Genomic DNA, 22,273 nt, shown 5'->3' on the forward strand with positions numbered 1-22,273 from the left:
GACATAATCGCGCAGCGCTCGTGGCGCCGACCGGGGTGCGGGCGCTCCCGCAGGTTACGGAGGCGGTATGAGACGGGTGGCACTGGTCGGCGCCGGGATGACGCCGTTCGCCGAACATTTCGCGCTCGGGATCAAGGATCTGCTGCCGATGGCCTTCGCCGAATGTGCGGCGTCGGTGGACAAGGGGGTTGCGAAATCGGACCTGCAGGCGGCGTGGTTCGGGGCGATGGGCACCCCGGACGGGTTCCCCTCGGGCATTCTCGCCGACGTGCTCGGGGTGCCGGACCTGCCCGTCACCCGCGTCGAGAATTCGTGTGCCACAGGCAACGACGCGGTGCGCAACGCCCTGTTCGGCATCGCCTCCGGTGCCTATGATGTGGCGCTGGTGATCGGCGCGGACAAACTCCGCGAAACCGCCTCCAAGGACATGTTGTGGGAGTGGGAGGCGATGACCCGCGATATGGCGTGGGACTACCCGCTCGGCCTGATCGCGCCGGCCGGCTTCGCCCTGCACGTCGCTCGCTACCTGCACGAATCGCCCGCCGGGCGCGAGCATCTGGGCATGATCGCGGTGAAGAACCACCGGCACGGCGTCTCGAATCCGAAGGCGCGCTTACGTTTCGAGATCTCGCTGGAGCAGGCCCTCGCCGCGCCGATGGTGGTGGACCCGTTCGGCGTGTACGACTGCGCGCCGCAGAGCGACGGTGCCGCCGCGCTGATCCTCGCCGCCGAGGACGTAGTGGATCGCTACACCGATCGGCCGGTCTGGATCAGGGGAGTGGGTTTGGGCCTGGATTCGGTGATGCACCAGCACAAACGGGATATGACCACATTCCCGGCGACGGTGCGCGCGGCGAAACAGGCCTTCGCGATGGCGGGACTGACTCCGGCCGATATCGATGTCGCGGAGGTGCACGATTTCTTCACCGGCATCGAATTGATCAGCTACGAGGATCTCGGCTTCGCCGACCGCTTCGAGGCCTGCAAACTGGTCGACACGGGCGCGACCAGCGTGGGCGGTGCGCTGCCGGTGAACCCGAGCGGAGGTTTGAAGTCCAAGGGCCACCCGCCGGGGGCCACCGGTGTGGCGCAATGCGTGGAACTGTTCGAGCAGCTGCGCGGCCATGCCGCTAATCAGGTCGACGGGGCGCGAATCGGGTTGGCGCACAACCTCGGCGGCCCCACGGCGGTGTCGGCGGTGACGATTCTGGAGGGTCCCCACGGCTGAGATGTCCCCGCGCTGCGAATCCGAGGTCGTCGCGCTCGTCACCGGGCGCGTGGCCCGGCGGCGTGCCGTATTGGATTGGGCCGCACACTATGTCGGCCGTGACGGCACCGTGCATGTCGTCTGTGACGGCACCCTGGCTCCGGCGCTGGTGAGCTCGATCATGGTCGGCATGTTCGTCGATGCCGAACAGGTCGAACACGCCGATTTCGCGCAGACGGCGATGCTGCTGGCACCGCACGGCTGTAACTGGACCTGGCAGCATCTGCCCTTCGGGGCCATCGGGCACGCGGTGGCCCTCGCGCGGCGCAAGAGCCTGCTCGCGGTGGTGCCCGCGCGATCGCAGTTTCTGCGCCCGCCGTCCGTGCGAATCGTCTGCCCGCGGTGAATACCGCTGCGCTCCCTGGCAATCGACCGCTGTGAGACACCTGTCCGAACTATAGTTTCGTTCGGGTGTGAGAAGGAGATCGCGATGGACCTGTCTCTCGTAGCGCCGGAACTGCGCGGACCCGCGCGCTGGTTGCCGCCGCTGACGATCGGCCGCCGCTGGGCATTGCGCCTGGTGCGCCTGGCCGCCGCGCATCGGCCCGCCCGTCGAATAGCGGGCGTGCGCATCGAGCACCTCGCGGCCGGCCGCGTACCGCTGCGTGTCTATCGCCCCACGGGCACTTCTTCGCCGGTTGCGGTGTTGTGGATTCACGGCGGCGGATACGTTCTCGGCAGTCCGGTCCAGGACGATGCCTTCTGTTCGGTCACCGCTCGCGACCTCGGCGTCACGATCGTCTCCGTCGACTACCGCCTCGCACCCGAATATCCCTTTCCGGCTCCACTGCAGGACTGCTGGATCGCATGGATGTGGTTGCAGCGCAACGCCGCCCGATTCGGTGTCGATCCCGCGCGGGTGGTGCTCGGCGGGCAGAGCGCCGGCGGCGGCCTGGCCGCCTGCCTGTGCCAGCGGCTCGTCGCCGACGGCGGCTCCCGCCCGGCCGCCCTGTGGTTGAGCGCGCCGATGCTCGACGACCACACCGCCGCACGCCGCGACCTGGACGCCCTGCGCCATCTCGGCTGGACCAACGACAACAATCGCTACGGCTGGGGCAGCTACCTCGCCGCCCCACCCGGCAGCGCCACCGTGCCCGATTTCGCCGTAGCTGCCCGTCGCGTCGACCTCACCGGCACCCCGCCGACCTGGATAGGCGTCGGCACCATCGACCTGTTCCACGACGAGGACGTCGCCTACGCGGAGCGTCTGCGCGCGGCGGGCGTGCCGGTCGAACTCGACGTCGTCCCCGGCGCGCCCCACGGTTTCGACAGCTGGGCGCCGGGCGCGGGCCTCGCTCGCGAATTCCACGCACGGTCTCGCCGCTGGCTGGCGACGACGATGGGGTTGACGGTTCACGAACGCGCGCATCGCTGATCGTCGTCTCTGCGACCACGTTGCGTGACGACGCTCGTGCAGTTCAGCTTCGGCCACGACGCAGGAGCTTCCGTGTCCTCAGCTTCGGGTGTCCTTGCGGTGGGCGGCGTTGAAGCGCGCCTTCTTCTGGCGGTTTCCGCAGGTGTTCATGTCACACCATTTGCGGGTGCGGCTCCGGCTGGTGTCGAAGAAGGCGGCGCGGCAGGTCGGTGATGCGCACAAGGCCAGTTTTCCGTCTCGTTCGCCCGCGATGATGTTGATCGCGTCGGCGGCGATCACGCCCAGGGCGTCTTCGACGCAGGACGGCGAGGTAAGTCGCCATCGCCGTGTGCCCTCGGGTGTCAGGATTGCCGTGGCCCGGCCCTGAAGGCTGCGGTCGTTGATGATTCGGACGGCATGTGCGGGGAGTGGGTCGTGAATCGCGGCCGCTGTCGCGGCGGCGTGAATTGCCTCCCGTAGTTCCTGGGCCAGCTCGAGCTGGGCGGTGGTGCAGGAGTCCACGGTCAGCTCGTTCACCGCCAGCCAATCGACGAGTCGCTGCGGCGTCGGGATGCGTTCCACCCGATCACCGTGACGCTCCGACAAAGTTCCCGTGAAGCTCGTCGCCAGCACGGTGCCGAGGCGGAAATCAGGAAACCCAGCAGGCATGGAACCACCTTAGCTGGTTGCAGCCTGTCGCCAGTGCATGTTAGAACCGTCGTAGCCGGTTCGCGCAGTCCGGAGCCGGCTCCGCGACGACCAGGAGGTCTCATGTCCGCGCTCGGCCACCTCGATCCGGTTTCCACTCCCGACCCCACTGACGTAGAGCCGTTCGAAGCCCACGCAACCGACGCCGAACTCGACGATCTGCGCGCTCGATTGACCGCCGCGCGCCTACCGGAGGCCGAGACGGTCGCTAGCGCCGCGCCCGGCCCCGGGCGATGGGCGCAGGGAGTTCCACTCGCCGACCTCGTCGAGGTCGTGAATTACTGGCGCACCGAATACAACTGGCGTTCGTTCGAGGAGCGTCTCGATCGAATCGGCCAGTACCGCACGGCAATCGACGGCCTGGGAATCCACTTCCTGCACCGGCGATCCGCGCGCCCGGATGCGATTCCCCTGATCCTGACGCACGGCTGGCCGGGCAGCATCGTCGAATTCATCGACGTGGTGGACGATTTGGCAGACCCGAAGGACGCCTCCGCGCCGGCGTTCCATGTCGTGGTCCCCTCGCTACCGGGCTTCGGTTACAGCGATAAACCGGCCACCACCGGGTGGGGCACCGAAAAGATCGCCGCCGCATGGGTGGAACTGATGGAAAGGCTCGGCTACAGCCGGTTCCTGGCCCACGGCGGCGACTGGGGAGGCAACATCACGACCGTTCTCGGCGGCAGGTTCCCGGAACATGTGCTCGGCATCCATTCGCTGTTCGCCGAGGCCCCGCCCGGATCGACAACGGACGGGCTGACCGCGGCCGAACGCGAGTGGGCCGAGGAAACCCGTCATTTCTGGCGCCACCGCGCCGCATACGCGAAGCAGCAGGCCACCCGGCCACAGACCATCGGCTACTCGCTCCTCGACTCACCGGTCGGACTCCTCGCCTGGATCCTCGACAAGTTCGCCGAGTGGAGCGACACCGACGACAGCCCGTTCGAAACGATCTCCAAAGATCGCATTCTCGATGACGTCACCCTGTATTGGCTGACGCGCACCGGCGCATCGGCAGCCCGCATCTATTACGAAAGCCACAACTCGCTCGACCCCGACCTCCGAGTCGACGTCCCGTCGGCAATCACCATGTACCCCCGCGACATCGAAAAATGCCCGCGCCCCTGGGCACAGGAGCGGTACCGGCGGATCGTCCGATGGAACGCACCCGAATTCGGCGGACATTTCCCGTCGCTGGAAGTTCCCGAGTATTTCGTGAACGACCTGCGGGAAGGCCTGGCCGCAGTGTCGGCCGCCGGTCTGCCCACGCGCTGCGGATCGAGCGTTCTCCCGAGTTCGCGCGAAAGCGCAGAATATCCATCGTGAGTCTGGACATGACTATCCTGCGGTGGGTTTCGCTGCATAGGACACCGGCTTTGACAACGGTGGCGCGGGTGGCAACGGATGCCGGGATGAGCAATACGGTCATAGCCGCGGCCGGGATCGCGGGCATGGTTGTCGTGGCCGCGAAACGCTGGTGGTGGCAGGGGATTACGATCGCCGTGTCGGTAGTGGCGGCGCAGTCGGCGGCCAGGGCTCTGAAGCATATGATCCGCCGGGAGCGCCCACCGGTGGACGTCTCGGTCGTTCATGTCGGTGCGTTCTCGATGCCCTCGACCGTGGCCGCGATGACGGCCGCTGTCGCGGTCATCGCCTATTCGGTCCTGCCCTGGCCGGCGGAGCACCGGCGCTGGGTGGGAGGCGTCATCGCCGCGCTCCTCGCCTCCATCGGTATCGCTATGGTCTACCTGGGGGCGCACTGGCCGGCGGATGTGCTGGCCGGTTGGGGTCTGGGCGCGGCAGTTGCCGGAATTGTCATGATGGTGGCAAGAGTCGCCTCTCGACGTATCCGCAAATTGGCAGCGCCCGCGAGCGGAATCCTCGGCACCCCCGAGGTTGCCACTCGGGTGCATTCCACCGGTCGGCTTCCGGGCAACCGTCCGCCGGGACCTTGACACGGTCTCGGCCGCAGCGTTTGACTAGGGAAATTCTCGTTTCACCTCGCAGTCCGGGAGATCCCGGCCGCGGTTAGAGTCGGGGCATGAGTAGCGAACCGCTTGCACTGCCCTCGGCCGAGTGGCCGGACTGGCTCGGCGATTACGTCCGCGGCCGGCTGCGGACCGCGGCGGAAACGGTGGCGCAGCTGAAGGCCGCGACACCCGGCGACACCGCCGGCGTGCTCGAACTGTGGAACGACGCCGACATCGCGCTGCGCGGGGCCGATTCGGCCGCGCACCTGTTCGCCGAAGTCCACCCCGACCCCGGGGTGCGCGGACCGGCCGAGGAATTGGTGCAAGAGGTCGATCGAGCCCGGACCGCGCGCGATCTCGACCGCGATCTCTACGACATCGTCGCCGCCACCGACTCCGCGAGCCTGGACGAGGTGTCGGCGCGCATGCGCGAGCATGTCCTGCGCGATTTCCGGCGCAGCGGTGTGGACCGCGACGAGCCGACCCGGGACCGGCTCCGGGCGATCTCCGAGCGGCTCACCGTACTGGAACAGGAATTCGGCCGCACCATCCGCGAAGACGTCCGCTCGATCCGGGTCTCACCCGGCCGACTCGACGGGCTGCCAGCGGATTTCGTCACCGCGCATCCGCCCGGGGCGGACGGACTCGTCACGGTCACCACCGACTATCCGGACTATCTGCCGTTTCGCACCTACGCCCGGGACGCCGAGGCGCGCCGCGCCCTCACCGTGGAGTTCGAGAGCCGCGGCTGGCCCGCCAACGACGCTGTGCTGCACGAGATTCTGGATCTTCGTGCCGAGAAGGCACGGCTGCTCGGCTTCGACAGCTGGCCCGATTACGACGCCGACGTCAAGATGATCGGTAGTGGGCACGCCATCGCGGAATTCATCGAGCGCATCGCGAGCGCCGCCGACGCCGCGGGCGGGCGCGACCTCGAGACACTGCTCGCCCGGCGCCGCGAGGACGAGCCCACCGCCACGAGCATCGACCGCTCCGAGGTCGGCTACTACACCGAACTCGTGCGCCGCGAACAGTACGACGTCGACGCCCGGGAGGTGCGCCGCTACTTCGATTTCCCGCGCGTGCGAGCCGGTCTGCTCGAAGTCACCGGCGGCCTCTTCGGACTGGAGTATCGACCCGTCGACGTCCCGCGCTGGCACGAGGACGTCACCGTCTACGACGTCTACGCCGACGGTGAACGACGCGGGCGGATCTATCTGGACCTGCATCCCCGCGAGGGCAAATACAAGCACGCCGCGCAATTCGACCTCGTCGGCGGTGTCGCCGGAAAACTCCTGCCCGAGGGCGTGCTGGTGTGCAACTTCTCGCGCGGACTGATGGAACATCAGCACGTCGTCACACTGTTCCACGAGTTCGGGCACCTGATCCACCACGTCGTGGGCGGCCACCAGGACTGGGCGCGCTTCTCCGGGGTCGCCACGGAATGGGACTTCGTCGAGGCCCCGTCGCAGATGCTGGAGGAATGGGCGTGGGACGCAACCGTTCTCGCCACCTTCGCCGTCGACGAGACCGGGGCGCCCATCCCCGCCGAACTGGTGGACCGCATGCGGGCGGCGAAAGAATTCGGCAAGGGCGTTTCGGTCCTCACACAGGTCGGCTACACCGAGGTGTCCTATCTGCTGCACCAGGACCGGCCCGCCGACCACGACCCGGTGGTCGTCGATGCCGTGACGCGGCACAGCGGGATCGCCGAGGTGCCGCAGACCCATTTCCAAGCCTCGTTCGGGCACCTGGCCGGCTACACCTCCGCGTACTACACCTATCTGTGGAGCCTGGTGATCGCGAAGGATCTGTTCTCCGCGTTCGACGCCGGCGACCTGTTCGATCCCGTTGTGGCGCAACGCTACCGGGACCGGATCCTGGCACCGGGGGGTTCGCGCGACGCGGCGGATTCGGTGGCCGACTTCCTCGGACGCCCCTTCACCTTCGACGCGTTCGCGGCCTGGCTGGACCGTGCACCCACGCCGCATACGGTGTCGTGAACGGGGCGTACGTCGTCAGTTGTGCGTCCAGTCGGGTTGCAGCAGGTCCGCCACCCGGGTTTCGCGGCCGAGGAGCACGACGTCGCGGAATTGCAGCAGTATGGCGCCGGTCGGTGCGTGGATGGTCATCGAGTCGCCGATCCTGAGTTGCAGCAGCCGGGAGCCGTCCGTCCGGTCGACCCAGTGCGGCACCTCGTCGGCGGCGAGGCGGTCGAGCCGAACGAAGTGAACGGCGTGCACCTCGTCGGCGTTGGGGTCGAGGGCCCCGGGATCGTCGAGGGCGACGACGATGGGAGTGATCGCGAAACCGGACGCCGCCGGGAAATCGTCGAGCCGGCCGAGGACATCGGTGGGCGAGGCGACCAGGCCGACCTCCTCGTGCAATTCCCGTAACCCCGCCGCGATCGCGCTTTCGTCACCGTCGACCCGCCCGCCGGGCAGCGCCCACTGGCCGGCGTTGCGGCCGCGATAGGCCCGCTTGATCACGATCACGCAGGGGTGCCCGTCGTGTTCGAGTACGCACAGCACGACGGTGGCCCGGCGAATTCCCGGTGCATCGAGCGTCGTGCGGAACCCGAACTCGCGCAGATGCGCCGTGGCGAGGTCCCGGAAATTCTGCACACTCCTCATTCCTCGATAGTGTCATCACCGACGTCCGGGCGGGCGGTCCGTCTCGGACGCTGGACCCGCGCCGGGCGTCAGCAGCGGAACCGGTGGTAACGGGGAGGATTCGGCCGAGGTCCGGAAACCGTCGATCATGAATGCGGCGAAGCGCCGCGACGCCGCGACTCGGGCCTCCGGTGTCCGCGCCTGAATGCCGTTGTTGGCCATGATCATCAAGAGCAGGTCGTCCAGCACGACCTCCGGACGCAGCCGGCCGGTGGCCTTGGCGCGGCGGAGCAGTTCGGCCGTGGCCGCCAGCGTGGCGGTACGCAACGCCGCGAAGTCCATCGCGTGCGGGAAGGTGGACATGAAGGCTGCGGTGAAACCTCGGTCGCGGGCATACATCTCGCACAGTTTCTCCACGGCACCGCAGAAACCCTGCCACGGGTCCGGGTTGCGCAGACCTTCGTCCACGATGGACCGGCACGCGTGCATCTGATCGGTGAACGCCTCGGCGACCAGCAGTTCCTTGGTCGGGAAATGGCGATAGAGGGTGGCGGGACCGACCTCGGCGCGACGCGCCACCTCCCGGATCGGCACGTCGAGGCCCTGGGTGAGGAATACCGCACGCGCCGCGTCGAGGATGCGGGCGCGATTGTCCCGCGCATCCGAACGCAGAGAGTGAGACGAACGCCTGGTCACCACTCTCACTTTAGCTAAACGGACGCAGGCGTCCGTTACGGTCCGCCTGTCGATGCTCGAGCGGACAGAAGACGGAGCAGAGCAGTGAAAGCAGTGATCATCGAAGCGTTCGGCGGACCCGAGGTGCTGACGGTGGCCGAGGTGCCCGATCCGATCGCGGGCGCGGGACAGGTCGTGATCGCCACCGAGGCGATCGGTGTCGGCGGAGTGGATGTCCTGATCCGTCGTGGCGGGCCGGCCGGTTACGGATTCGCACCGGGCCATGTTCCCGGCAGCGAGGTCGCCGGAACCGTGGTGGCCGTGGGCGACGGTGTCGACCCCGCATGGACCGGACGGCGGGTGTGGGCATTCACCGGCGAAGGTGGTGGTTACGTGGAATATGCCGCCGTGCGGGCGGATTCGCTCGTCGCACTGCCGGCGGGCCTGTCCGCCGCGCAGGCGGTGACGCTGGGCACCTGCGGGATGGTGGCGCGCTTCGCCCTGCGCCACGCCGGTTTCGCGCAGGGCGAGTCGGTATTGGTGCGGGGTGCGGGCGGCGGCATTGGGGTCATGGCGGTCCAGTTGGCGGTGCGCCTCGGCGCCGGGGCGGTCGCGGTCACCACCTCGTCGGCCGCGCGCGGCGAACGCCTGCGCGACCTCGGGGCGACCCATGTGCTGGACCGGTCCGGTGCGGGCGACGCGAAGGCTCCCGCCGCCTATGACGTCGTCATCGATATCGTCGCCGGGGCGGAGTTGCCGCCCTTCTTCGCCAGGCTCGCACCGAACGGCCGGATGGTGGCCGTCGGGGCGACAGGTGGGCTGCCGCCCGCGGATTTCGGCATGGAAATGATCGCCGCCTTCAAGAAGTCGATGTCGTTCGCCACCTTCAGCGCCGACACCGTACCGTGGGGCGAGCGTCGCACCGCGACCGCCGAACTGTTCGGCGCGGCCGCCCGCGGTGACTTGAAAGCGGTTGTGCACGACGAACTTTCCTTGGACCAGGCGGTGCTCGCCCATCGCCGGATGGCGGCCGGTGAGGTCTTCGGCAGGCTCGTGCTCACGCCGCCGCGGAACCGGCCGGCGCCGGCCTAACGCCCCCGCCGCACCTGATCGAACGGCACATCCCGGTCGGCGGCGTCCTCACGGGGCATGCCCAGGACGCGTTCACTGATGATGTTGCGGGCCATTTCCGTGCTGCCCCCGGCGAGGCTCCAGGCCTGCCGGTAGAGGTACTCCTGGCCGGCTCGGCCGAGGCCGGGTTCGTCGCCCGGGTCGCCGGTCGCGGCGGCGGCGCCGGCGATGCGCAGGGCGGCATCGGACTGCAGCCACGAATTGCGGGCGCTGAACAGGCGCACGATCGAACCGGCCGCGGGAGCCAGATCGCCGGCGGCGATGCGGGCGCCGACATGGGCGATGAGCTGGTCGTGAACCAGATTCATCGCATGCGCTTCGCCGATGTCCTCGCGCACGCGCGGGTCGGCGAGTTGTCCCGTGCGCCGGGCGATCTCGATGAGGGCGCGCACATCGCGGCCACTGTGCTGGCCCACGCCGCTGGCGTACGGGGAGGCGCCACCGACCGCGCTGCGTTCGTGCTGCAGCAACCGGCTCGCGACGGCCCAGCCGCCGTCGACCTCGCCGACCACGGCATCGGCCGGGATCCGGACATCGTCGAAGAACTCCTGACAGAATTCGGTGGACCCGTCGACCTGGGTGATCCGGCGGATGGTCAGTCCGGGGGAGTGCACCGGCACCAGGAACATGGTCAGCCCGGCGTGTTTGGGCAGCTGCCAGTCGGTGCGGGCCAGACACAGCGCATAGTCGGCGGCATAGGCGCCCGAACTCCAGATCTTGGACCCGTTCAGCACCCACTCCTCACCGTCACGATCGGCGCGGGTGGTGAGGCCGGCCAGGTCGGATCCGCCGCGCGGTTCGGACAGGAATTGCACCAGCAGCTCCTCACCGCGCAGCGCGGCGGCGATGTGGGTGCGTTTCTGCTCCTCGCTTCCCATGTCGAGAAGTGTTGCGGCGCAGATGGTGAGGGTCGGGATATTGAGCGCCAGCGGCATCTCGTACGGGCGTGACTCCTCGGTGAAGGCGCGCTGATGGGCCGGGCTCAGGCCCAGGCCGCCGTATTCGGCGGGAAAGCAGATCCCGGCGAAGCCGCCGTCGTAGAGAATGCGCTGCAGTTCGCGAGCGCGGGCCCACACCTCCGGCGATTTCTGCTCACCCGAACGGACCGGCGGCGCCGGCGGCAGCGTGTCCCGCAACCAGCGACGGGCGCGGTCGCGGAAACTGTCGACCGATTCGGTTGTGGTGGTGGCGGATTCGGTGGTGCTCATGCGGGGATCGTCTCCAGCAGATCGGTGAGCCGGCGCCGGTGTTCGGCCGGGGTGCCGTACAGGGCGCGTCCGAGCGTGACCCGGCGCAGATACAGATGCAGATCGTGTTCCCAGGTGACGCCGAGCCCACCGTGGATCTGCACGCATTCCTGCACGATCTCGCCGGCCGTGGCGCCGACGAAGGATTTCGCGACGCCGACCGCCTCGGCCGTGTCGATGGTGTCGTCGCCGAAGCTCGCGGCCGCGGCCCAGGAGGTGGCCCGGCATGCCTCCAGGGTGGTGGCGATGTCGGCGGCCCGGTGTTTGAGCGCCTGATACGAGGCGAGCGGACGGCCGAAGGTGTAGCGGTCGAACATCCACTGCACCGTGGCCTCGAAGGCTCGCTGCGCGGCTCCGGCCATCTCCGCCGCGCTCAGCGTGGCGGCCACGAGCAGTTGCGCCTCGGCGGCGGCTGCGGCGGCTTCGGGATCGCGCTGCACCACGGCGTCCGAGGCGACGGATACGTCGTCTAAAACGACTGTGGCCGTGCGACGCACGATATCCAGGGTCCACACCGGGGTGACGGTGACACCGGGCGCGTCCGTGGCGACGAGGAGCTGCACCGGGCCCTCGGGCCCCCGGGCGTCGACGATCAGCAGATCGGCCTGGGCGCCATATTCGACGCGATCCTTCACCCCCGACAGCCGGTACCCGGCACCGTCCGGCGTGGCCACGGTGTCGAAGGTGGCGGGAGCCGGACCCGTGCCCGGTTCGTAGTGGGCCCAGGTCGCGATCGCGGCTCCGGCGAGGACGTCCGCGATCGCCGCGTCGAAATCCCCTGTGCTGCCGAGCAATCCGGTCAGCGTGGCATTCACCGCGAGCAGCGGCCCGGGGGCGCACGCGCGCCCGAATTCCTCGGCGAGCAGTGCGAGGTCGGCCATCGGCGTGTCCGATACCGCGCCGCCGCCGAGCCGTTCGGGGACCAGGGGTGCGGTCCAGCCCAGCTCGGCGCCGCGCCGCCACCAGTCCCGATCGAAGCCGTCGGGGGAGTCGGCGAGGCGGCGCACCGTGTCCACGGGCACGGTGGCGGCGAGAAAGTCGCGGGTGGTGGTCCGGAACAGCCGTTGGTCGGCGGTGGGGGCGGCAGTCACGAATGCGGTCCTTACGCAAGGGCCTCCCGCGAACCCGGTGAGGTGTGCGGATATCGAGTTCGCGGGAGGCGGGGCACCCATCGGCGACGTCGAGAGGCCGGCGCGTCGCCGATGGGAGTGGTGGCCGGTCGACACCCCGGGGTGTCGACCGGAGTTTCTACAGCGGTTCCCAGAAGGTGATCTGGGTGGCCTTCGGGTCGATCGCCGGGCTGAGGGTGGATCGGCCTTCCGCCGAGTTGGCGCGCAACTGCTCGAGGACCGCCCCGGCGTCGCCGTCGATCTCGTAGACCGCCAGATACCGGTGCGTGGCGCCCTGTCCCTCGAGCTGCGGGGCCCGATACCGCGAACACGAACGGATGTCCTCGATCTGCAGTAGTTCGGGAATGTGCACGTCGTTGTACCAGGTGTTGTATTCGTCGTCCATGCCCTCGCGCGGGGTGGAGAAGACCAGCATCTGCATGGTGTGTGCCTAACGATCGGTGGTGGGGGACAACCGCTTTGGCGCCGTCAGGCGCGCTGGGCGTACAGTTCGGCCCATTCCTTGCGGGGCCGTACGGTCAGATCGACATCGGCGGCCTGGGCGCGCAGCGCGCCGACGGTCGCCTGCTCGCGCGGGATGTGCGCGAACGGTTCCCAATTCAGGAACCGGCAGGCGTTCTGCCAGGTGATCTTGGAGATGTCGGCGTCGTCGGCGCCCGCCGCCTCGAGTTCGGCCAGGACGAATTCCGGGGCGTCGGGCCACAGCGAATCCGAATGCGGGTAGTCGCATTCCCACGCGATGATGTCGATGCCGATCTCGTGCCGCAGCTTCAACGAGGTCTTGTCGGTGACATAGCAGGCCATGACGTGCTCGCGGAACACATCCGAGGGCATCTTCCCGCCGAAGTCGCGGCGCAGCCACTTCTGGTTGGTGTAGTGGCGGTCCGAGCGGTCGAGGAAATACGGGATCCAGCCGATGCCGCCCTCGGACAGCGCCACCTTCAATCCCGGATAGCTGCGCAGCGCGGGGCCCCACAGCAGATCCTGGACCGCGATCTGGGACACGCTGGGCGCCAGGACCATCAGATTGTCGATCGGCGCGTCCGGGGCCATGCGCAGGGCGCCGAAGCCGGGCCCGATGTGCAGGTTCATCACCAGGCCGGTATCGGCGAGCGCGGCGAACACCGGACCCCAGTACTCGATGTCGTGATAGGACGGGTGACCCTCCACGTGCGGAATCTCCGACATGGTCACGCCGTGGAATCCCTTGGCCGCCACCCGCTGGATCTCCGCCACCGCCAGTTGCGGATCCCACAGCGGCAGAATGGCATTCGGGATGAACCGGCCCGGATAGGTGGCGCACCACTCGTCGATGTGCCAGTTGTTGTAGGCCTGGATCATCGCCACGGTGATCTCGTCCTTGAACTGACTCAGGTGGCCCGCGCTGAAGCCGGCGAAGGTCGGGAAGCACATCGAGGCGAACACGCCGTTGGCATTCATATCCCGGACCCGGTCGTGAATGTCGTAGACGCCCGGACGCATCTCGGCGTAGCGGGTGGGGTTCTTGTCCCACTCCTCCTTGGGCCAGCCGACGACCGCGTTGAGCCCGGTGACGCCGACCGGCCGGCCGCGATAGGTCCACTGATCGATGCCCTGCTCGTTGGTGAGCAATTGTGGCACGTACTCGGCGTACTTCTTCGGCGTATGCCGGTCGAACATGTCGGCCGGCTCGACCACGTGGTCGTCGATGCTGACCAGGATCATGTCATCGATATTCATGAGGTTCCTCGTGCTGGTGCGGACGGCGGCGGCCCGGCGCGGCGGGCGGCAGTGCGAGATGATGAATCTCTGTTATGGAGAATCATACTCTCCTATTTGGCTGCGACGATACACCCGATTCAGCGTCCGCACGGCAAACGGCCGATTCCGCCTTGCCCGCTACGTCGCCCGATAGACGACCTGCCCGGCGACGATCGTGGCGGCCACAAGCGACGAGTCGAGCACCTCGCCGAGTTCGGTGGGCGGAACGCGCAGCAGGGTCAGATCGGCGTTGTGGCCCGTGGCGATGGTGCGGGGAATATGCGGCCTGGCGGCGGTGCCGAAGAACAGCGACAACGCGGTGACCGGTGACAGCGCCTCCGCCGGTCTGCCCGGGCCGCGATCGGTGGCGGCGCGCACCACCGCCCAGGGGTCCGGGTCGCCGAAGGGCGCGTCGGTCCCGGCCGCCACCCCGACGCCCGCGGCGAGCAGCGAACCGAGCCGCCACAGATCGGACCGGTCCTCGGCGGGCACCTCGCGGGCGTACTGGGCGGCGCGCTCGATCAGGAAATGCGGTTGGGTGATCACCGGAATATCGTTGCGGCGCAACCAGGTCAGCACCTCGGCGGGAACGACGGCACCGTGTTCGATGCGGTCGCCGGGCACCACCCCGGCCAGATCGAGGGCGGCCATGGTCAGGATCAGCTGGACCCGGGTGACGCAGTGCACCGCCGCGGCCCGCCCCGCACTGTGCAACCGGCGCAGCCGCACCACGAAATCGTCGAGGTCCGGCAGGGCGGTGTCGTCGAGCAGAATTTTGGTGGGCCCCAGACGGAAACGCTCGACGTGCGGATCCTCGATATCGGGTTCGGCCATACAGTAGACGCGCTGCACGATGCGCCCGTCCAGCACCGCGGCGGCCAGCGTGCCGACCTCGGGCCGGGTGAGATCCGGTGTGGCATCGGTGAATCCGGTGATTCCGCGTGCCGCGGCCACCGCCGAGACGGGGGCCGGGTCCGGTGCCAGGCAGCCGAGCCGGTCGCCGAGCCAGGTGTCCATTCGCCACAGCCGGCCCGTGACCCGGCCCTGCGGATCACGTTCCACCCCCGGCAGATGACAGTTGTCGACCTCGAGCAGGGCGCAGGCGTGGGAATCGAGGATCCACAGCGCGCCGGAACGATGCTGCACCCGCACCGGCCGCCCGACATCCATGCGGTCCAGCGCCCACCGGTCGATCGCCCCGGCGACATCGTCGTGGTAGTCCACGGCGCGGATCCAGGCATGTCCGGGTGTCCGGCGTGCGGCCTCCCGCAGACGTGCCGCCAGTGCGTGCGGGCCGTGAATCCGGTCCGGTCCCACCGGGATCGACTCGGAGCGCGCGGCGAGTGAGCGCAGGTGGATGTGATGGTCGTGCAGGCCGGGCACCAGCCATCCGCCGCGCGCGTCGATATCGTCCTCGCCGGCCTGTGGCCGCAGACCGCGCCCGCATTCGGTGATGGTGCCGCGTTCGCAGCGGATATCGGTGTGAGCGCTGCCGAAGACGGCGGCGTTGCGAATCAACATGCGACACCACCCGGGAATGCGGACTCGGCGTGCGTCTGTGCGGAGCGCGGGGACAGGACTGCCTGCGTGTGTCCGGTGTGCGCGCACCGGACCTGCCAGCGCCCATCATGGGTGAAGACCCGGTGCGGGCCCGCGCAGCGCGGTGGCGCGGCGGCGAAAGCGGCCGTGACCGAGCGCATCGAGACGTCGGCCAGGACACCGCCGCCCGCCCGTACGGCCGCGCAGACCGCCAGTGCCGCAGCGATTCCCGAGAGCGGGTCGCCGATCGCATCCGCGCAGAACACCGGCATGCCGTGTCCGGTGCCGACGAGCCCGCCGGCCACCGCCGCGTCGTCGCCGAAGGCCACCCGGATCGGCTCGGATCGGCCGTAGCCGGTGAGACCGACCCAGATCTGGCCGGGACGCAGCCCGCGCCGGTCGGGCCCGAGCGCCAGTTGCGCCAGCGCGCGGGGGCGGGAGGCCTCGATCACGATGTCGGCGGCCGCCAGCAGCGCCGCCAATTCGTCTCGCCCGGAATCGGTGCGAAAGTCGACGGTGCGGAATTCTTGTCCGGCGTGCAGGGGGTCGAAGAAACGGTGATCCGCCCGCGCACCGTCGGGCCGATGCGGACTCTCCACCTTGATCACCCGTGCCCCGGCCCGGCCGAGAATATGGGCGCACAGCGGCCCCGCCCACATCGAGGACAGGTCCACCACCAGCCGCCCGGTCAGGTCTCGCCAGGGTGCCGGCGCCGCGAGCCGGGACAGCTGCCACGGTGGCGTGCCCGGATCGGCCTTCGGTCCGCCGGGGGGAAGGGCGGCGGCCGGGACTCCGAGCAGTTGGGCGCGGTCGGCGAGGTCGGCGGCGGAGACGTCGACGGCGAACTGCGCCAACGCTTTCCAGTGGTCGCGGGTCCGGTGGGCGCCGATGATCGCGGGCACGGCGGCGATATCGTCGGGGCGCGACAGGGTCAGTGCGCACCAGCCGTCGGCGGTGCGCAGCAGGCGGGTGGACCCGCCCGCCGAGCGTGTGCCCGCGCGCCGGAAACCGTGGTCGACCGCCCGCGCGGTGAGTACCGGACCGGGAGCCAGCGGCACCGCCCGTCCCAGCGCGGCGGTCGTGCGCGCGAGCAGGCTCAGGACCTCGCCCAGCCGGGCGAAGGCGGGCGCGGGGGAGATGTCGGGCGGCCCGCCCGCGGGCCCGGTGAGGTCCATGGCTCCCGACGCCGCCCAGCCACAGACCTCGCACCCGGACGGGGAGGCGTCCGTCGCACGCGGCGGCCACAGTTCGGATACCCGGTGGGCGAGCGTGGCCGGCGGGGACAGTGCGGCTGGATGGTTCATCTCAGGCCTCCTCGGCGAGGGTGTGCGCGGCCGTCGCTACGACGGCCCGCCGGTGGGCTCGATGCGATCCACCAGGCCCCAGCGCAGGGCGGTGTCGACGTCGATGGTGGCGCCGGTGAGCATCGCCCAGGCGGCCCGCCAGCGCCCGATCCGGCGCGGCACGCTCACCGTGCCGCCCGCGCCCGGGACCAGGCCCATACCGACCTCCGGGAAGCGGAACCAGGTGCCCGGCGCCGCGGTGACGATGCCGCTGAACGCGGCGATCTCGGCACCCGCGCCGACACAGGCGCCGTGGGTATCGATTCGCAACCGGGCGGACAGGCGGTCCAGCACCCGCCACGGCGCCCGGTCCAGGCGCACCAGATAGGCGGCCACCGGGTCTGTCGCACAACCGAATTCGTCGAGGTCGCCGCCGCTGCAGAAGGCCGGTCCCGCGCCCGCGAGCCGGACCGAGGTGATACTCGGGTCGGCCTCGGCGACCTGCGCGGCCGTGAGCAGTTCCTCGCGCAGGCGGGCGCTGAGCGCGTTGCGGCGGCGCGGCCGATCCAGCACGATGGCGAGTTCACCGCCCGCGCGGTCGATCCGGACCAGCTCGCCGGATTCCTCGTCCGGTGTCCGGGCCGGTCCCCGAGCCTCGAGCCAATCGCGGAATTCCGTGCCGCCCAGCAACATCGAGTAGACCGCCGCTTCGGCGGCCAGCGCCGGGAGGGTGGGCAGCGCGGGAGTCTGCCGCAGCAGGTGACCGCAGGCCAGCGCCGCCCGGGGCGCGTGATCGACGGCGGCGGCGAGTATCTCCACCGCGGCGGCGCAATCGGTCACCGTGACCACGCGCCGGTCCCGCAGCGGCAATTCGCTCACCGAGACGGTCGCCGCCTCGAGAATCGGATGCAACCGCGCCGGCACCGGATCACCGGCGACGGCGACGGTGAGTGCCGCGCCGGTGGCGATCGAGCCGGCGATATCGGCGATCTGTTCGGGACTCGAGCGCCGCAGTCCGTCCAGGTCGACGACGGTGAGCGGCCGTCGCGGCCTTCCGTCGCGGTCCAAGCTCAGGTCGGCGAATCGCAGGTCTGCGTCAGCAGCGCTGGTGGTCATCGTCACCGCCGTTCTGTGAGGCCGCGAATGCTCGCGGGCAACCGGATGCGCGCACGGGAACCGGAACAGGCCGGACCGATTCCCGTGCGCTCGGCGCTGCGGCGGCCCGCGCCGGCTCCCCGGGGGCGTCCGGATCCGGGGGCGTCCGGATCCGGGGGCGGCGCGTGTGAAACGGGTTACCGCAGCTGGTCTTTCATCACCTTTCCGGTCGCGTTGAGCGGTAGTTCGTCGAGGAACACCACGGCACGCGGCACCTTGTATCCGGCCATGTTCTCGCGGCTCCAGGCGATGAGCTCGGCCTCGGTCAGCGGCGCGTCCGCGACGACGAACGCCTTGCCCACCTGGCCCATGCGCTCGTCGGGCACGCCGATCACCGCCGCCTGCACCACCGCCGGATGCTGCAGCAGCACGCCTTCGATCTCCGCGGGATAGGCGTTGAAGCCGCCGACGATGAACATGTCCTTCTTCCGTCCGATGATGCGCAAGCGGCCGCCCTCGTCCACGGCGCCGAGGTCGCCGGTGTGCAGCCAGCCCTCGGCGTCGATCGCCTCCGCCGTGGCCGCGGGATCGTCGAGATAGCCCTGCATGACGGTGTAGCCGCGCAGCAGCACCTCGCTGTCGGCGGCGATGCGGACTTCCACACCGTCGCACGGGGTTCCGGCGGTCGTCGCGATCTGCTCGAAGGTGTCCCCCGGGCGTGAGGCGGTCGCGGTACCCGCCTCGGTGAGCCCGTATCCGGTCATGATCGAACGGAACGGGAGTTCGGTCTTCACCCGGCGGATCAGTTCCACCGGGATGTCGGCCGCCCCGGTGACCGCGGACCGCAGCGACGACAGGTCGTAGCGCCCGCGCGCCCCGAGCAGCGAGTGGTACAGCGTGGGCGGGCCGGGCAGCATCGTGATCCGTTCGCGCGCAACGAGTTCGCAGACGTGGTCCACATCGAACACCGGCACCGGCAGGATGGTGGCGCCACGGATGAACGAGGCCAGCACCCCGGCCTTGTAGCCGAAGGTGTGGAAGAAGGGATTCACCGCCAGGTAGCGGTCACCTACGCGCAGATCCGCCAGCTCACACCATTCGGTGTACAGCCGCAGATTCTGGCGATGGTTCATCATCACGCCCTTGGGGCGGCCGGTGGTGCCCGAGGTGTAGATGATGTCGGAGATGTCGGTCCCGGCCACCTCGCGTTCGAAAGGTGAACCGCTGGACAGGAAATCGGAGGCGAGGTCGATCACCGGCACGCCGTCGGGCCCGCGCAGTTCTCGCCCCAGGAAGCCCTGCTGTACCAGCAGCAGTTTCGCTCCGCTGCGGCCGATCACATCCGCCGCCTCCGCCGCCTGGAACCGGGTGTTGACCGGAACCAGCACGCCGCCCGCGGTGAGCAGGCCGAAGGCGGCCACGATCCAGGCCGCGGAATTGGGCGCCCAGATCGCCACCCGGTCGCCCTTGCCCACCCCGGCCTCCGCGAAGGCGCCCGCGGCCCGGCGCACCCGCTCGACGAGTTCGGTGTAGCTCAGCCGCAGATCGCCGTCGACGACCGCCTCGGCGTCACCGAAGCGATCGGCCGAGGAGGCGACCATCTGCGGGATGGTCTCCCAGCTCATACCGCGGGCCGCACCGCTCATACCTTCAACAACCTCGCCAGGTTGCCGCCCATGATCTTCTCCTGGTTGGCCAGCGGCATATCTTTGATCTCGTTGATGTAGCGGGCCGGTTCGGCCAGGCCCTCCGGGTGCGGGTAGTCCGAGCCGAACAGCACGTTCTCCACCCCGATCAGATCGGCGATGGCCTGCAGATCCTCCTCCCAGAACGGGCTGACGTGGATGCTGCGCTTGACCGCCTCGACCGGATCCTGGAAGCCGAAGCCCTCCGGCGCCTTCTTGTACACATCGTGCAGATTCTCGAGCAGCGGGGCCAGCCAGGAGGCACCGTTCTCGATGACGGCCACCTTCAGCTCGGGGTGGCGGAACAGCGCGCCGTGGCACACCCACGAGGCGACGGCGTCCTGGATCGGGCGCCATTCGGTGGTCATCCGGAAGGTGTTGGTCTTGAACGGCAGCATCTCGAGGTTGCTGCCCTCCCATTCGGCGTTGAACCGCGAATAGCCGCTGTCGGAGGAGTGCATCGTCACCAGCACGTCGTGCTCGACCACGCGCTTCCAGAACGGGTCGAATTCCGGCAGGGCGAACGAGCGCGGCCCGCGCAGGCCAGGCACCGGGGCCGGGCGCACCAGAATCGCCTTGGCGCCGTGTTCGACACACCAGTCGAGCTCCTCGATCGCCTTCTCTACGATCGGCAGGCTCACCACCGGCACCGTGAAGATGCGGTCCTTGTAGTTGAAACCCCACTCCTCGAGCAACCACTGGTTGAGCGAATGCACCACGGCGTGAATGAGATCGGGGTGATGGCGCATGCGCTCCTCGATGAGGCTGGCCAGGGTCGGGAACATCAGCGTGCGGTCGAGCTGTAGCTCGTTCATGAGCTCGAGGCGCGGGCCGGGCTCGTGGAACGCGGGAATCGAGCGCATCGGCTTACCGAAGATCTCCCGGCGGCTCTTACCCTCGGGATTGCCGTTCTTGAAGTACTCCTCCATCGCGCCGGGGCGCGCGACCACCTCGAAGGTGGGATTGGGGATGTACTCGCTGATCTGGCCGAGGACCGCGATCTTGGTGCGGCCGCCCAGTTCCACGTACTGGATGGCGCCCTCGAACTCCTTCGGCAGGTACCGGGTGAGGGCCTCTTTGGTTTCGTACAGGTGGTTATCGGCGTCGAAGAGCTGGTACGGCAGCTCGATCTTCGTCATAAGAGTCTCCTTTGTTCGTTATGAGAATCATATTCTCAGTTTTTGCGCGTGGCAACGTCCTGCCCGGCCACGGCGGCGCGCACGCGGTATTTCTGGACCTTGCCGCTCGGGGTGCGGGGGAAGTCGTCGACGATGTGCAATTCCTCGGGCCACTTCTGCTTGGCCAGGCCGGCCTCGGCCAGATGCGCCTGCACGTCGGCCAGGGTCGGGGTGGTGCTGCCGGACCGCAGCCGGACCACCGCGGCGGCATGTTCGATGAGCCGCGCATCGGGCGCGGCGACCACGACGGCTTCGGCGACCGCGGGCATGCGGTGCAGCACGTCTTCCACCTCGACCGCGCTGATGTTCTCGCCGCCGCGGATGATCAGATCGGTGGTGCGGTCGGTGATGGTGAGATAGCCGTCCTCGTCCAGCCGCCCGACATCGCCGGTGCGGTACCAGCCCTCGTCGTCGAAGGCGGCCGCGGTCAACTCCGGATCCGTGTAGCCCAGGCACAGATCCGGTCCGCGACTGAAGATCTCGCCGTCGTCGGAGAGCCGGATCTCCACCCCCGGCAGCGGGCAGCCGTCGGTGTAGAGGCGTTTGTCCTGAGGATCCGTGCAGTCGGAGCCGGTGATGGACGGATGTTCGGTGCTGCCGTAGGCGCGGTAGGCGATGATGCCGAGTTCGGTGAGCCGGGTGGTCACCGCGGCCGGCACCGAACTCCCGCCCAGCCCCGCGTATTTCATCTGCCGCAGATGCGCGTCGGTGAACGACGGATGGTCGAGCAGGCTGGTGAGGTAATAGGGCACCCCGCCCGCCACGGTGGCGCCGAATTCCGACATCAGGGCCAGCACCCGGCCGGGATCCCACACATCCACCAGGTTGATCTCCGTCCCGTCGAGCACCGGGATGAGCAGGGCGTTGACCATGCCGATGAAATGGCCGACCGGTGCGGCCGTGAGCTGGGCGCCCAGATCGGGCGGGTAATGCGCACTGAGCTGGCGCGTTTCGAACCCGAGGGTGCGATGGCTGTGGACCACGCCCTTCGGGTCGCGGGTGGTGCCCGAGGTGAAGGCGATCAGCGCGGGGGAGTCCGGTGCGACCGTGACGATTCCGGGCATCGGCTCGTCGTCGAGCAGGGAGTCGAAGTCGCGGCCCACCACGCCGACGATCGGCACCTGCGCGCACAGATCGGGCTGAAATTCCATGGCGCCGAAGCGTTCCGCGGTGACGAACACCTTCGGACGCACCGCGTCGAGGATGTAACCGATTTCCTTGCGGCCGTAGAAGTGCACGATCGGCACCATGGTGGCCCCGAGGAAGGAGGCGGCCCAGAAGGTGGCCGCGGCCTCCATCCAGTTGGGTAGCTGGAAGGCGACCACATCGCCGGGGCCCACACCGCGGCGGCGCAATCCGGCGGCGAGCCGGCGGGCGAGGTGCTCGACCTCGCGCACCGTGCCCGACCAGGGACGCAGCTGGGAATGAACCCGGAACGGGACCTCGGGTGCCCCGGCCAGGCCCCGCGTCAGCATCTCGCCCATGGTTTCGCGCGTCCACCATCCGCGCGACTCGTACCGATCGATCAACTGCTGCGGGATCTTTCGCATGGCTGAGCTCCAATGCCCGACGAATGGGAAGGCCGGCGGGACCGGACCCGAATACGGAGATGATATTCTCAAATTCGGAGAAGCAACATATCCAGAACGGAGAACGTGT

Annotated in this window: 20 protein-coding genes; 7 read left to right on the plus strand and 13 right to left on the minus strand. The window is 69.0% G+C overall.

The window, feature by feature from the left end; all coding sequences use genetic code 11:
- Window positions 1–67: 67 nt before the first annotated feature.
- The 3 genes from ACPCUW_RS13365 to ACPCUW_RS13375 all read left to right on the plus strand — a co-directional run bounded on the left by ACPCUW_RS13365 (window position 68) and on the right by ACPCUW_RS13375 (window position 2,642).
- On the plus strand, window positions 68–1,228 hold the full coding sequence (locus ACPCUW_RS13365) for a thiolase C-terminal domain-containing protein (RefSeq protein WP_063013874.1): 1,161 nt from the start codon (window positions 68–70) through the stop codon (window positions 1,226–1,228).
- Between the two features lies 1 nt (window position 1,229).
- Entirely contained in the window at window positions 1,230–1,613 is a 384-nt protein-coding gene (locus ACPCUW_RS13370; RefSeq protein WP_063013876.1) for a hypothetical protein, read from the plus strand.
- A gap of 84 nt (window positions 1,614–1,697) precedes the next feature.
- Complete coding sequence (locus tag ACPCUW_RS13375) at window positions 1,698–2,642, plus strand: alpha/beta hydrolase (RefSeq protein WP_423425077.1); 945 nt, start codon at window positions 1,698–1,700, stop codon at window positions 2,640–2,642.
- Window positions 2,643–2,720: 78 nt separating this feature from the next.
- Here the strand turns inward: ACPCUW_RS13375 and ACPCUW_RS13380 are convergent, their stop codons facing one another.
- A complete protein-coding gene (locus ACPCUW_RS13380; protein WP_423425079.1) occupies window positions 2,721–3,290 on the minus strand; it encodes a CGNR zinc finger domain-containing protein in 570 nt (189 codons plus the stop codon).
- 102 nt (window positions 3,291–3,392) lie between these two features.
- Between ACPCUW_RS13380 and ACPCUW_RS13385 the strand changes: the two genes are divergently transcribed.
- The 3 genes from ACPCUW_RS13385 (at window position 3,393) to ACPCUW_RS13395 (ending at window position 7,302) form a co-directional block, all read left to right on the plus strand.
- Window positions 3,393–4,655, plus strand: coding sequence for an epoxide hydrolase family protein (locus tag ACPCUW_RS13385; protein WP_305780561.1), 1,263 nt, complete (start codon window positions 3,393–3,395; stop codon window positions 4,653–4,655).
- Window positions 4,656–4,741: 86 nt separating this feature from the next.
- Window positions 4,742–5,284: a phosphatase PAP2 family protein gene (locus ACPCUW_RS13390; protein WP_423425080.1), complete on the plus strand. Its 543-nt coding sequence runs from the start codon at window positions 4,742–4,744 to the stop codon at window positions 5,282–5,284.
- Window positions 5,285–5,370: 86 nt separating this feature from the next.
- Entirely contained in the window at window positions 5,371–7,302 is a 1,932-nt protein-coding gene (locus ACPCUW_RS13395) for a M3 family metallopeptidase (RefSeq protein WP_423425081.1), read from the plus strand.
- 15 nt (window positions 7,303–7,317) lie between these two features.
- On the opposite strand, the gene ACPCUW_RS13400 is transcribed toward ACPCUW_RS13395, so the two are convergent.
- A complete protein-coding gene (locus ACPCUW_RS13400) occupies window positions 7,318–7,932 on the minus strand; it encodes an NUDIX hydrolase (protein WP_423425083.1) in 615 nt (204 codons plus the stop codon).
- Window positions 7,933–7,947: 15 nt separating this feature from the next.
- Entirely contained in the window at window positions 7,948–8,607 is a 660-nt protein-coding gene (locus tag ACPCUW_RS13405) for a TetR/AcrR family transcriptional regulator (RefSeq protein ID WP_197039919.1), read from the minus strand.
- 84 nt (window positions 8,608–8,691) lie between these two features.
- Between ACPCUW_RS13405 and ACPCUW_RS13410 the strand changes: the two genes are divergently transcribed.
- On the plus strand, window positions 8,692–9,678 hold the full coding sequence (locus ACPCUW_RS13410) for a zinc-binding dehydrogenase (protein ID WP_423425084.1): 987 nt from the start codon (window positions 8,692–8,694) through the stop codon (window positions 9,676–9,678).
- Here the strand turns inward: ACPCUW_RS13410 and ACPCUW_RS13415 are convergent.
- From ACPCUW_RS13415 to ACPCUW_RS13460, 10 genes are all read right to left on the minus strand, one after another.
- Complete coding sequence (locus tag ACPCUW_RS13415; protein ID WP_305780459.1) at window positions 9,675–10,925, minus strand: acyl-CoA dehydrogenase family protein; 1,251 nt, start codon at window positions 10,923–10,925, stop codon at window positions 9,675–9,677. The genes ACPCUW_RS13410 and ACPCUW_RS13415 overlap by 4 nt on opposite strands.
- On the minus strand, window positions 10,922–12,055 hold the full coding sequence (locus tag ACPCUW_RS13420) for an acyl-CoA dehydrogenase family protein (RefSeq protein ID WP_423425085.1): 1,134 nt from the start codon (window positions 12,053–12,055) through the stop codon (window positions 10,922–10,924). The genes ACPCUW_RS13415 and ACPCUW_RS13420 overlap by 4 nt, the downstream gene beginning before the upstream one ends.
- Window positions 12,056–12,212: 157 nt before the next feature.
- Window positions 12,213–12,515 carry a hypothetical protein gene (locus ACPCUW_RS13425; protein ID WP_423425087.1) on the minus strand — a complete coding sequence of 101 codons (303 nt, stop codon included), beginning with the start codon at window positions 12,513–12,515 and terminating at the stop codon, window positions 12,213–12,215.
- 47 nt (window positions 12,516–12,562) lie between these two features.
- Window positions 12,563–13,813, minus strand: a complete 1,251-nt coding sequence (locus ACPCUW_RS13430) for an amidohydrolase family protein (protein WP_063031931.1) — start codon at window positions 13,811–13,813, stop codon at window positions 12,563–12,565.
- 159 nt (window positions 13,814–13,972) lie between these two features.
- Entirely contained in the window at window positions 13,973–15,355 is a 1,383-nt protein-coding gene (locus ACPCUW_RS13435; RefSeq protein WP_423425089.1) for an amidohydrolase family protein, read from the minus strand.
- Complete coding sequence (locus ACPCUW_RS13440) at window positions 15,349–16,677, minus strand: CoA transferase (protein ID WP_423425091.1); 1,329 nt, start codon at window positions 16,675–16,677, stop codon at window positions 15,349–15,351. Before ACPCUW_RS13440 ends, ACPCUW_RS13435 begins: the two co-directional genes overlap by 7 nt.
- Before the next feature lie 36 nt (window positions 16,678–16,713).
- Entirely contained in the window at window positions 16,714–17,772 is a 1,059-nt protein-coding gene (locus ACPCUW_RS13445; RefSeq protein ID WP_423425092.1) for an enoyl-CoA hydratase/isomerase family protein, read from the minus strand.
- A 176-nt stretch (window positions 17,773–17,948) separates the two neighbouring features.
- A complete protein-coding gene (locus tag ACPCUW_RS13450; protein WP_423425094.1) occupies window positions 17,949–19,397 on the minus strand; it encodes a FadD3 family acyl-CoA ligase in 1,449 nt (482 codons plus the stop codon).
- Window positions 19,394–20,575, minus strand: a complete 1,182-nt coding sequence (locus ACPCUW_RS13455; RefSeq protein WP_305780466.1) for an amidohydrolase family protein — start codon at window positions 20,573–20,575, stop codon at window positions 19,394–19,396. The genes ACPCUW_RS13450 and ACPCUW_RS13455 overlap by 4 nt, the downstream gene beginning before the upstream one ends.
- Window positions 20,576–20,610: 35 nt before the next feature.
- Entirely contained in the window at window positions 20,611–22,164 is a 1,554-nt protein-coding gene (locus ACPCUW_RS13460) for an AMP-binding protein (protein ID WP_104405865.1), read from the minus strand.
- Between the last annotated feature and the right edge of the window lie 109 nt (window positions 22,165–22,273).

This window comes from Nocardia sp. AB354 (assembly GCF_049538315.1).
GTDB classification, from domain to species: Bacteria; Actinomycetota; Actinomycetes; order Mycobacteriales; family Mycobacteriaceae; genus Nocardia; species Nocardia nova.